This is a genomic window from Candidatus Avelusimicrobium stercoris, from assembly GCF_002437085.1.
GTDB lineage: Bacteria > Elusimicrobiota > Elusimicrobia > Elusimicrobiales > Elusimicrobiaceae > Avelusimicrobium > Avelusimicrobium stercoris.
Genome location: NZ_DJOA01000047.1, coordinates 37551 through 49388, shown reverse-complemented (window position 1 = coordinate 49388; position 11838 = coordinate 37551). Strand labels below are relative to the sequence as shown.

Below are 11838 nucleotides of genomic sequence, written 5' to 3'. Positions count from 1 at the left end.
TTTTTTTTTGTTAAAATTTTGACAATTAAGGCCGGACATACCCGGATGTATCTGCCGTATAAAAATGCGTATAAAAGGCCGTTTTGCTCAAATATAAAGGCCTTAACAAGGAGAAAAATGAAAGGATTTATTACTATTAGCCGTGCGGCCACTTGCGATAGTGGCGTCATTCCCGAGTGTTGTAGTCCAGAATCTGTTGTTGCGAAACGACGAGATTCCGTAACCCTGCGGGCCGCCAAACCTTACGGAATGACGTCTGCTTGGGGTGGCCGCACGGTACATACCTCTATTTTGTCATCCCCGAGGAATTTAGTCGGGGATCTGTTGTTGCGGAACAGAACGGCAACAATTAACAACAGATTCCCGAACCCTGCGGGCCGCCCCACACTCGGGAATGACATCGTTATGAAAAAAGGAGGTCATCCTGAATTTATTTCAGGATCTACCGCTTGGGTTGTTAGCAGTGGCTTTACCTTAATTGAACTATTAGTCGTTATTCTTATTATCGGTATTTTGGCGGCGGCCGCTATGCCGTCGTACCGGGTGGCGGTGGGCAGCAGCCGCGCGGCGACGATGTATAACCTCGTCCGTGCGGTGGACCTAGCCCAACAGCATTTTTATATGCAAACCAACCGCTATGCCGCCAATTTGGATTCGCTGATTATTGCTATGCCCGCCGGATTTAAAAAGGAAAACCCAAGTAAAATTTCCAGCACGGATGTTAGTTGTAATATTAGTGGCCGCGGAGGGACTGAGACGGCTTTTTTATGTGAGGATATTAAGGATTTAGTCCTGATAGAAAAATATCACAGAGATACCTTTTTTATTTGCTGGGCTGATATGGATAGCCAGATCTCCAATAAAATCTGCCAAAATCTGTCTGGACAGGACACTCCAACCAGTCAAGGCGACGGGGGCGGTGCCTGGGCGCATCGCCAAGCCTATTATATGAACAAATAAAAACCGCCCTGGGGAAATTTTCCCGGGGCGGTTTTAGGTTTAAGTTATCTTATTTCTGCAATCTGTCCAAGCGGCCTTGGGCACGGGCGGCCAACTTGTTGGTGGGGTGATTGATAATCAACCGTTTGTACATTTCCACGGCCTGCGTTTTTTTGCCTTGCTGTTCGTAGGCGGAAGCCAAATCAAACATAATTTGCGGGGCGCGCGGCCCGGCGGGATGCGCTACGAGGGCCTTTTCCAAGGCCTGCATATATTTGGCTTGGTCGCGCATACGCTTTTTGGCCACATTGGCGGCTTCTAAGAGCGAGAAGGTGCATTTTTCTTCGTCCGAGCCAAATACATTGGCCGTTTTTAATAAGGTATTATATGCTTCGCCGTAGTTCTTGTTTTTTACATACACATCCGCCTTGCCGCGGTACGATTCGTACGAAGCCGCGGTGTTGCCCAACAGTTCAATGGATTTATCATAATTGATAAGCGCGCTGTCAAACTGTTTGTTATTCTCGTCCAAAATGGCCATATGCTTATACACTACGCCCGTTTCGGACGAACCCGGGAACTCCCGCAGTACGCGCGTATAGTACGCGGTGGCGTTGGCGGTGTCCTTTAAATTGTCGGCGTAAATATCGCCGATAAGGCGCAAACTGGCGGCTTTATACGGCGTTTTGGGATAAAGTTCGCCCGCTTTTTTGTATTGCGAAATAGCGGCCAAATAATTGCCGTTTACGCGGTGCAAATCCCCGTACCACAGTTCCACCTTGTCGCCATCTTCGTATTTGGGATGAAACGCGAAAAAGGTTTCAAACGCTTGCGCGGCGGGGGCATATACGGTGCGCCCCGGCAATTTGGAAAGCGCATATAAGGCTTCGGCTTCACGGTCCGCTTCGGTATCGGCTTCGGAGGGGAGCGGAAGCGCAAAGAGTTGGCTGACTAAATTGCGCGAGTCCGACTGCACGGCTTCGGCGGCTTGCGGCAACAGCGCTTTTAAAGCACTTGTATCAGCCGACGGAAAGACCTTGCGCAGTTTAAGGAGCGTAACGAGCGCATCGGCATTGTCTTCCGCGCGCAGATAAAGGCGCGTTTGGAGCAAAAGCGCGTCGGCTGTGGCGGCTTGGCCCGGGTTTTGCAAGGCCCAAGTGCCTAAATTATCCGCCAAGGCTTTGGCAAAGGCGCGGCCTTCCCGGCCGGGGTCGGCGGAAATCGTAAGCGCCTGCTTTTTATAAAAATCCAACGCGGCGGACATATCGGCCGCTTGCAGGACCGGGGCGGCAATCAAAGCCGCACTTAAAATAAGTAATAGTTTGCGCATAAGTTATCTGTAATTGGTGAATTGGAGTTCCACGCCAAAGTCGCGCCCTCTTAAAAGGGCCATCGTGTTTTGGAGTTCGTCCTTGGATTTGGACGATACACGCAACTGGTCGCCCTGGATAGAAGCGGAAACCTTCAATTTGGCGTCTTTAATGGCCTTGGAAATTTCCTTGGCTTTGTCGGACGGGATACCCTGCTGGATTTTTACCGTCTGTTTGGCGTTACCGCCCAAAGCGGCTTCAATTTTTTGCGGCAGCATATTTTTAAGCGGAATACCACGTTTGGCAATACGCGTAAAAATAATGTCGCGCAAGGTGTTTACCTTATATTCGTCGCTGGAACCGAGTTTCAGTTCGTTATCCTTTTGATTGAGTTCAATCGTAGAATTGGTGCCTTTAAAATCGTAACGGTTGGTGATTTCTTTATTTGCGGCGCTGACGGCTTCCGCAATTACGTTCAAATCCACTTTGGATACGACGTCAAAACTGTAATCTGCCATATGAAATTTCCTCCTAAAAACGGCGTTTTTCAATTTATTTCCTATATTATATCTTTTTTTGTACAATGGTTTTATCGGCGGGGGCAGTTGCGCCAAGGGCGTTTCCCGTCAATTCTATGGAGGTTTGCAGCCGGAGTTTCCCTGCTTCGGCGGTAATTCGCTTATGAACATCAAAATTCGTTTGACTGCAATGAACTTTCTCCAATACGGCGTTTGGGGTGCGTACCTTACTTCTATGGGTACCTTCCTGGCCGGTGCCGGATTGGCGGAAAATATCGGTTGGTTTTACGCGGTACAAGGCTTTGTATCGCTCTTTATGCCGGCTATTATCGGCATTGTGGCGGACCGTTGGATCCCCGCACAGAAACTGCTGGGCCTGTGCCATTTGCTGGCGGCGGCCGGTATGGCCGGGGCGGCTTATTTTGGTTCGCTCCCCCAAGTAAGTTTTGCGCTGGTTTTTGCCTGCTACACGTTTAGCGTGGCTTTCTATATGCCTACGATTGCGCTTTCCAACTCCGTGGCTTATACGGCCTTGCGCCAAGGCGGCTTTAATACCGTTTCCGCGTTCCCTCCCATCCGTGTATTCGGTACGGTTGGTTTTATCTGCGCGATGCTGACCTCCAACTTTACGGGCTTCCAAAATACCTATATGCAATGGTATTTCTCCGGCATTTTGGGCGTGATTTTGGGCTTGTATTGCTTTACCTTGCCCGCCTGCCCCACCTGTACGGAAAAGGCCAAATCGCTGGCCGAAGCCTTGGGCCTCAAAGCGTTTGCGTTGTTTAAAGAGAAAAAGATGGCTATTTTCTTTATCTTTTCTATGCTGCTGGGGATGTCCTTGCAGGTTACCAACGCTTACGCCAACCCGTTTATTAACGGCTTTAACTCCTTGGCGGGTTTTGCGGGCTCTTGGGGGGCCAATAACGCTAACGCGCTTATTTCCCTTTCCCAAATGTCCGAAACGCTGTGCATTTTGCTGATTCCGTTCTTCTTGAAACGCTTCGGTATCAAAAAGGTAATGCTTATCAGTATGTTTGCGTGGGTGCTGCGCTTTGGCTTCTTTGGTATCGGCAACCCGTCCACCGCGGGCGGTATTGTGCTGTTGGTGGCCTCTATGATTGTATATGGGGTGGCGTTTGACTTCTTTAACGTGTCCGGCTCCTTGTATGTAGATAAAGAAACCGACCCGGCCATCCGTTCCAGCGCGCAGGGCGTATTTATGCTGATGACCAACGGCTTCGGCGCGATGATTGGTACGCTGGGCGCCCAATGGGTCATTAACAAGTTGGTAAACGTCCACATCAACGCTTATACGGCGGCGAACGGCTTTTTGCCCAGCGGCGCGGTATATCCGGCGGATGTTTCCCATACCATTATGGCCGGGTGGAGCGAATCGTGGTTTATTTTCGCGGGCTTCTCCTTGGTGGTGGCTATTTTGTTTGCCTGCATCTTTAAATACAAACACGTCCCGGAAGCATAAGGTTTTGCGTGTGAAAAAAGGCGCCTCTTACCGGGGCGCCTTTTTTGTGGGCAAGTTTTTAAATTGCCATATGGAGAGTGGAAAAATTGCCATAAAAAACCGCCCGGTCAAGGGCGGTTTTAAAGGTTATTGCAAGACTTATTATTTGGCGGCAGCGGCTTTGTTAGCGGCTTTGGCCAAGCGGGATTTCTTGCGGGCGGCCGTTTTCCAGTGGATTACGTTCTTTTTGGCGGCCTTGTCAATGCAAGATTCGGCTTTTTTTAAGTCTTCTTTCAGCGTGGCGGCTTTCGTGGTAGCGGAAGCGTTCACAGTCTTGGTGGCTAAGCGGACTTTTTTAATCAAGCCCTTGTTAGCGGAAGTTCTTTTTTCGGCTTGGCGCTGCGCTTTGATAGCGCTAGTGTGCCGACCAGTTTTAAGTTTTGCCATTATATAGTTCCTCTAATAGAAAAATCGGGTTACTAATATTTTATCCTTTTATTGCCGCGGGGTCAACTGATTTTTTTTGTGTAAGCAGGCTGCGCGCCTGAAATGTTACAATACTTCTATGGACCCGCGCCTAGATATTTTACCAAATAAACCCGGTGTTTACATAATGCGCTCCAAAGAGGGCACGATTATTTATGTAGGCAAGGCCAAAAATTTGTCCGACCGGGTGAAGCAGTATTTCCAGGAATCCAACCTGTATTCCCGCGGGTGGAAATTGCCGTGCCTGCTGCCGATGATTGCCAAAATTGACTATATCACCACCGCCAGCGAACGCGACGCCTTGGTGCTGGAAGAAAAATTAATTAAGCAATACCAACCGTTTTTTAACTCACTTGGCAAGGACGGCAAAAGTTACCCTTATTTAAAACTAACGATGGGGGAGGACTTCCCGCGTTTGCATTTAACGCGCCGCGTGGTGCGTGGAAAAGACTTGTATTTTGGCCCGTACCCTAAATCCAGCATTGTAAAAAGTTTAATGCGTTTTTTGTGGAAGAGCAAATACGCTCCCTTGCGCCCGTGCAAATGGAATTTTTCGCGCGAAAAGGAATTGGACCCGCGCAAAATTAACACCTGCATTTACTATCACACCGGGCAATGTCCGGCGCCGTGTGCGGGCAAAATTTCGTACGAGGATTACCGCAAAATTGCCGAGCGTATGGCGCAATTTTTGGACGGGCACTTTGGCAATATTACCGAAAACATCACGCGGTTAATGAAGGAACACGCCGCCAAGTGGGAATACGAACAGGCGGCCGTTTACCGCAATTTTTTGCACGCCTTGGCGCATATGCAGGAGCGCGTGCTCGTCGGGCGGTTTAAGGACGATAAAATTACTACCGCTATGGAAAATACGGACAAGTTAAAACGCTTGGCGCAGGTAATCGGTTTAAACAAACTGCCCGCGCATATTGAAGCGTTTGATAACTCCCACTTGTTCGGGCGAGAGGCCGTGGGGTGCGTGGTGTGCTACATTAACGGCGAAAAGAATCACGAGCACTACCGCCGCTTTAAAATCCGCTCTAAACTGCCCGAGCGCGGGGGAAGTGATTTTACGATGATGGAAGAGAGCGTCTTCCGCCGCCTGCGCCAAATAAAAAAGGACCCTACCCAAGCGCCCGATTTAATTTTGCTGGACGGCGGGAAAAGCCAAATTACCGCGGCCTTAAACGCCTTTGACCGCGCGGGCATTTATATCCCGTTTATAGCCCTTGCCGAAACGCACGAGGGTATTTACCTGCCCGGCGCGGCGGAGAGCATTAAACTGCCCATAGGCGACCCAGCCTTAAACTTATTAATGGAAATTCGCGATGAGGTCCACCGCTTTGCCATTACTTACCACCGCACCCTACGCAACAAGGAAACGCTTTCCAACGGGCCTATGACCTCCTAGGTCCTTTGGCCCTTGTTTTGGGCCCTGGGCAAACTTATAATAACAGTATGAACAAAACACTTACGCTGATGCTAACGTCTCTTTTTATCCTCGCTTTTTCCGGCGCGGCGCAAGCCCAGCGCGGGAAACTCCCGGCCGTAAAAGTGCCGGCAAATGCTATGGAAAAGGCCGCCAAAAGTGCCTTTCCCAAAACTTTTTATAATCCCAGTATTGGTTCCGCCATTACCCAAGCCCAACATATGTGGAAACTGCGTGCCTTGCGCCAGCAGCGCGATTTAAACGCGGTAAAAGTATGGGCGGGGGAACAGAATTTGCTCCCGGATTCCAAACTCTACCAGGCCGCCACGAAGGATGTGTCCTATTTGCGTACGCATTTAAAAAAGGTGGACGTGCTGATTGACAGAAATGTCGTGCACGTTAATTCCGTGCCGTATGCCAAATTATTGCGTGGCAAAAACCGCATTTTTATTGCGACGGAGTGGAACGAAGGCGCTAAATTGCAACTTTCCAACTTGCTCACGAATTTACGGATGTTAAACCCAGAGAAACAAATTGTAGTGGCGAGCCCATATTTCCCGGCGGCAGGAACATACAAATCTGGCTCATATATGGCTTTCCAGCAAAAAAATGGTTCCGATGCGTTTGTGAAAACCGTCTTGCGCGATTCCAACGCAATGCTAATTCCGCTGACGACCGAAGAGGGTGCTACGGTGCAAAACACCTTGGCCTCTTGGAGCGATGAATTGCAGCCCTATTACGCGGCGGCGTCGTTCGGTAAGACGGACGAAGTACTGGTAATTATCGCCCAGCCGATGTTTATTGAAGGCGGCGCGGGTTCTCTGCGCCGGGCGCATATGCACTCCCCGCTTTTGAATAGGGACCAATCGGTTACGTTTTCTATCCGCACCAAGGACGAAAATAATTTGACCGATTACAAATGGGGCATTTTGGCTACCAGTGTGAGACGCCTGTTGCCACCGCCGTATGTTTCCGGCTGGACGCAAAACGCCTTTGTTGATACCGTTGCGCCGGAACTTTCCGATGCGGTAGGCACGGATATCTTTATCCGTGTGTGCCCGAAAGTGGTAAGCAACCGTCCTCAGCAATAAAAAATTTTACGGAAGAAAAAGCCGCCCTTTACCGGGCGGCTTTTTTGTGCGTTTTTATACATAAAAAACGGGGTTGCCCGAAAGCAACCCCGCAAAAGTAAAGAGGCTTTTATTTGAAACTGGCGGTTCCCAATTTCTGTTGCAAGTAGGTCTTCAAGCCGGACGGGTCGCCCGTGTGAGAAATGGCCTCTTGGTAACTGATTTGTTTGCGGATGTACAAATCACCCAATGCTTGGTTCATCGTAATCATACCCATACCTACGCTGGTTTGCATCGTGGAGATAATCTGTTCGGCTTTGCCGTCGCGGATTAAACTGCGCACGGCGGAGTTGGCAAGCAACACCTCGCACGCCATCGCGCGTCCGCCCGTTAAGGTGGGGATTAACTGCTGGGACAAAATAGCCTCCAACACGAAGGACAACTGCGTGCGGATTTGCGGCTGTTGGTTGGCCGGGAAGACGTCAATAATACGGTTGATAGACTGCACGGCGTCGTTGGTGTGCAAGGTGGCAAACACCAAGTGCCCGGTTTCAGCCAAGGTAAGGCAGGCTTCCATCGTTTCACGGTCGCGCAACTCGCCGACCAGAATAATATCCGGGTCCTGACGCAAAAAGTGTTTTAAGGCATCGGCGAACGAAAGGGTATCGGCGCCAACTTCGCGCTGATTGACGATACTGCGTTTGTGCGGGTGTACGAATTCAATAGGATCTTCTACCGTCATAATGTGGTTGCTTTCGTTCATATTCAGGTAGTTAATCATACTGGCCAAAGACGTTGATTTACCGGACCCCGTGCACCCCGTTACCAACACAAGGCCTTTGTTTAACTTCATAATGTTATATACCACGGGCGGTAAGTTGAGTTGTTCAAAGGATTTAAATTCGTTCGGAATAGAACGCAAGGCCGCGGCCACGCAACCTTTTTGTTTATAGACGTTTACACGAAGACGCCCCAGCGATTTAAGGCCGATAGAGCAGTCCAACTCCAACTTGTCTTCAAACTGCTGGCGTTGGTCGTCCGTTAAAATGGAATAAATTAACGTCTGGGCGGTTTCCTTGGTTAAGGCTTCAAACGGTGTGGCGTACAGGCGGCCCTGAATACGCAGCACGGGCGGAACCCCTACCGTTAAGTGAATATCGGAAGCGTTTTTGGCTTTCATCATTTTGAACAAGTCGTCCATCAATATCATATATAACCCTCGTAGTTATTGAATTTTGCCCAGCAAATCCAGCGCCACATTGTTTAGCGCGCCGGTTAAAGTTCCTTTTGAAACATCCGCTTGGAAGACATATACAATGGGTTCCATACGGGTTTTGGTTAATCTGTATTTTACAATATATGCGTTTTTATGCAAAGGTTCTGCGGACCAATTCCCGGTGTATCCGTGGGAAAGTTTGTTCCGGTACAGGCGGTCCAAATACGCGGCCACCGTGCCGCGCCCGCCGGAAAGTGTATAGTTTTGCACCGCCGATAAAGCCTTGTCCGCGGCGGAAACCGTTTGCGGTTTAACCGCAGGCGGCGGGGCTGGCAGTAAAATTTCCTGATCTGTGGCAGATATGGTTTTTTCTTCCGGCACCAGTTCGGGGGATACCGGGGCGTTTTGCGCGGTTTTTTTCTGTCCGTCTGCGGGGGCTTGATTAAACATTAATACCAGTCCTAGCGCAATTAAGGCCACCAGTACCGCTAAGGCCGCCATTGCCTTTTTGTTATTGCGGGTGGCGGCGATGCGCTCGTTTTGCGTATCGGTTAAAAATTGTTGAATTTCCGGCGTCGGTTTTAGCCGCGGGCGCACTTGGTTGACTTCTGGCATTATCGGCACGCTTTTAATGGGTTCCTGTATTTCCGGCGTAGCCTTGACCTTTAAGGACCCAACCAAAATATCCTCTACGGGTTCAGTGTTGGGTTTAGGCAGTTCCTGCACCTCGCCTTCTTGGTCGTCGGCGGGTTCGTCGGGCGTTTCCAGCACGATAGTTGTCGCCGGGTCCGGCTCCGCCTTTGTTTCTTGCGGGGCAGGCGCGGGCTGGTCCGCGGGCGGCGTAACAGGTTCCTCTGCGGAAATTTCTGGCTCGTCTTGTGAGGGCTGAGCAGGGGCCTCTGTAACAGGGGCGTGTTCGTCCACCGTTGGGGCGGGAATTTCGTCAGTTAAAAGGGGTTCTGCGGTTTCCACCGGGCCTTGCGGCATAGGCGGTAACTCGCTTTCGGGTTGGTCCACTACGGGTAAGGTAAACATAGGGGCCGCTTCGAGCTCCGCTTCCGTTTGACCGTTTTTTTGCTCGGTGGGCTCTGTCGGTTTGGTTTCCGTTAATTTAGGTTCCGCTTCTTGTGCAGGTTGGACCTCCTGTTCAGGTTCGGCTTCTGCTTGCGCGGATTCGGATTTAGCCTCTTCGGGGGCAGGTTTATCCGATAAAATCTGCGTTTTGGCGCCGTGGACCGTTAGTTCCATTTTCTCTTCCGGCTCGGCGGATATAGGGATAGAAGCGGGTTCCGGCTCTTTTTCTTGTACCGGCGCGGGCGGCGGAACAGGTTGTTCTTGTGTGGGCGCAGCAGGAGCCGGCTCAACCTTGGCTTGCGGTTCCTCTTCCGGCTCCCCGGTAAATTCGTCAAAGGGGTCTTTATCCACCACCTTATCGGCGGGCGGAGTGGTTTTGTTAAATTGTTTGGCTAGTGCCCGGGCCAAGTTCATATCCGAATTTTCGTTCGGGTCCGGGATGCCCAAAATATTGCCCAAGTCGCCCCCTTGCATATTGTTGAAATAATCCTCAATCGGGCCGGGTTTGGCTGGCTTTTGGGGCATTTGGAGCGAAGACGGCGGTTCTGTGGGCGGTTCCTGCGGCTCGGACAAGGGCGAACGCTCCTTTAAAAGCGTGTCCATTTCCTTATCAAAGGTATCGGTGTCTAATTCTTCTTCGGCAGGCGCAGATGTGGTGGCTAACTCCTCAAAGGCGGAGGCCATTTTCCAACTGTCTTCTTGGTCGCTGGTGTTTTCGGGGCAGACTAAACTGGTGGGGGCGAAGCCGGGCCGCGCCGCAAGTTCCTGCGGCGTAAACGGCCCGACTACATCACTTCCGTCAAAAAGCCAATATTTCACGGCTCTCCCTGCCCCTGGGGCGGTGCTGTTATTTGCAGAATTTCAGCGCGTTAGTAAGGCGCGCGAGGACTTTTTCCTTACCCATATATTCCAACATTTTGAACAAGGTCGGTCCGTGCGTGCGGCCGGAAACGGCCACGCGTACCGGGTGGAAGATTTGTCCGGCCTTCATCCCGTTGGCTTTGGCATAGGCGCGTGCGGCGGTTTCCAGGTTGGCTTCGGTGAAGTCGGTTAAATCGCCGTACACTTTAATAATGCCTTCCAACACTTGTTTGGCTTCGGGCTTGGCAAATACTTTGTCCAGGGCTTCCTGTTCAAATACGGGTTCTTCAAAGAAGAAGCGGATTAAATCCGGGATTTCGGTTAAGAGTTTATATTTTTCCTGTTCCAAACCGATAATGCCTTCCAGTTTGGCGCGGTCCACGCCGGATACGTTAATGCCCGCTTTCTCAATAAACGGCATAGCCAAATCGGTCAAGCGGTTTAAGGGCGTAGCGCGGATATATTCCCCGTTCATCCAGTTCAGTTTTTCCGGGTCCATTACGGCCGGGCTGGGCTGGCAGCCGGAGATATCAAATTTTTCTTCCAGTTCGCCGGGTTTAAAGAGTTGCTGGGAATCGGGCGTAGCCCAACCGAGCAGGGCCAAGTAGTTTTTAAGCGCTTCGGGCAAATAACCCATATTGCGAAATTCCACTACGTTGGTCGCACCGTGGCGTTTGGAAAGTTTTTTGCCGTCCGGTCCGTGAATCATAGACAAGTGGGCGAAAATCGGTTCCTTCCAGCCCAAGGCGTGATAAATTTGAATCTGCGCCGGGGTGTTGGAAATGTGGTCGTCGCCACGGATGACGTGCGTCATACGCATTAAATGGTCGTCCACTACTACGGCAAAGTTGTAGGTGGGGTAACCGCTCGTTTTTTGGATGACGAGGTCGTACAAATCCTTGCTGGCGAATTTAACGTGCCCGCGGATCATATCGTCCCACTCCACGTCGCCTTCCTGCGGCATACGGAAGCGGATAACGTATTTGCGGCCTTGGGCTTCCAACTCTTTTTGCTGTTCTGCCGTCAGGTGGCTGCACTTGCCGCTGTATTTGGGCGGGCGGTGTTCAGCCAAGCATTTTTGGCGGTTTGCTTCCAATTCTTCCTCGGTGCAATAGCATTTATAGGCTTTGCCTTCGGCTAACAGTTGGTCAATGTATTTTTTGTAAATGCCCATATCGGCACGTTGGGCCTGGTAGTACGGAAAGTCCGGCCCTTTGTTGGTACCGTCGGGCATTGGGCCTTCGTCCCAGTTCAAATTCATCCATTGCATCCCTTCAAAGATAGCGTCGGTAGAGGCCTGCGTGGAGCGTTCCTCGTCGGTATCTTCAATGCGGAGTAAAAAAGTGCCTTTATTTTTTTTAGCGAAAAGGTAGTTGAAAAGCGCGGTGCGCACGCCGCCGATGTGTAAGAAACCAGTCGGGGACGGGGCAAATCTAACTCTTACGGTCATAGTGTTGTTATGTCCTCTTTTAAATA

General features: G+C 50.6%; 10 protein-coding genes. 4 read left to right on the top strand and 6 right to left on the bottom strand.

Annotated elements, in window-relative coordinates:
- The first annotated feature begins 405 nt into the window (after positions 1–405).
- Positions 406–960, top strand: coding sequence for a type IV pilin protein (locus tag B2118_RS07155; RefSeq protein ID WP_428054582.1), 555 nt, complete (start codon positions 406–408; stop codon positions 958–960).
- Between the two features lie 49 nt (positions 961–1009).
- On the opposite strand, the gene B2118_RS07150 is transcribed toward B2118_RS07155, so the two are convergent.
- Positions 1010–2269 (bottom strand): tetratricopeptide repeat protein, encoded by a 1260-nt coding sequence (locus B2118_RS07150; RefSeq protein WP_428054580.1) that lies wholly within the window; start codon positions 2267–2269, stop codon positions 1010–1012.
- 3 nt (positions 2270–2272) lie between these two features.
- Positions 2273–2767 (bottom strand): YajQ family cyclic di-GMP-binding protein, encoded by a 495-nt coding sequence (locus B2118_RS07145; protein ID WP_428054578.1) that lies wholly within the window; start codon positions 2765–2767, stop codon positions 2273–2275.
- A 163-nt stretch (positions 2768–2930) separates the two neighbouring features.
- On the opposite strand from B2118_RS07145, the gene B2118_RS07140 reads away from it, so the two are divergent.
- Entirely contained in the window at positions 2931–4247 is a 1317-nt protein-coding gene (locus tag B2118_RS07140; RefSeq protein WP_428054576.1) for an MFS transporter, read from the top strand.
- A gap of 141 nt (positions 4248–4388) precedes the next feature.
- Here the strand turns inward: B2118_RS07140 and rpsT are convergent, their stop codons facing one another.
- Positions 4389–4673 (bottom strand): 30S ribosomal protein S20, encoded by a 285-nt coding sequence (rpsT, locus tag B2118_RS07135; RefSeq protein WP_177747817.1) that lies wholly within the window; start codon positions 4671–4673, stop codon positions 4389–4391.
- A gap of 118 nt (positions 4674–4791) precedes the next feature.
- Between rpsT and B2118_RS07130 the strand changes: the two genes are divergently transcribed.
- Together B2118_RS07130 and B2118_RS07125 are read left to right on the top strand one after the other, a co-directional pair.
- On the top strand, positions 4792–6123 hold the full coding sequence (locus tag B2118_RS07130) for a GIY-YIG nuclease family protein (RefSeq protein ID WP_428054574.1): 1332 nt from the start codon (positions 4792–4794) through the stop codon (positions 6121–6123).
- Positions 6124–6170: 47 nt separating this feature from the next.
- Positions 6171–7232, top strand: a complete 1062-nt coding sequence (locus tag B2118_RS07125; RefSeq protein ID WP_428054572.1) for a hypothetical protein — start codon at positions 6171–6173, stop codon at positions 7230–7232.
- Between the two features lie 109 nt (positions 7233–7341).
- On the opposite strand, the gene B2118_RS07120 is transcribed toward B2118_RS07125, so the two are convergent.
- From B2118_RS07120 to gltX, 3 genes are read right to left on the bottom strand one after another with little or no spacing between them, the layout of a single operon-like run.
- Positions 7342–8421: a type IV pilus twitching motility protein PilT gene (locus tag B2118_RS07120; RefSeq protein ID WP_428054570.1), complete on the bottom strand. Its 1080-nt coding sequence runs from the start codon at positions 8419–8421 to the stop codon at positions 7342–7344.
- A gap of 15 nt (positions 8422–8436) precedes the next feature.
- Complete coding sequence (locus tag B2118_RS07115; RefSeq protein ID WP_428054568.1) at positions 8437–10320, bottom strand: hypothetical protein; 1884 nt, start codon at positions 10318–10320, stop codon at positions 8437–8439.
- Between the two features lie 28 nt (positions 10321–10348).
- Positions 10349–11812: a glutamate--tRNA ligase gene (gene gltX, locus B2118_RS07110; RefSeq protein ID WP_428054566.1), complete on the bottom strand. Its 1464-nt coding sequence runs from the start codon at positions 11810–11812 to the stop codon at positions 10349–10351.
- Between the last annotated feature and the right edge of the window lie 26 nt (positions 11813–11838).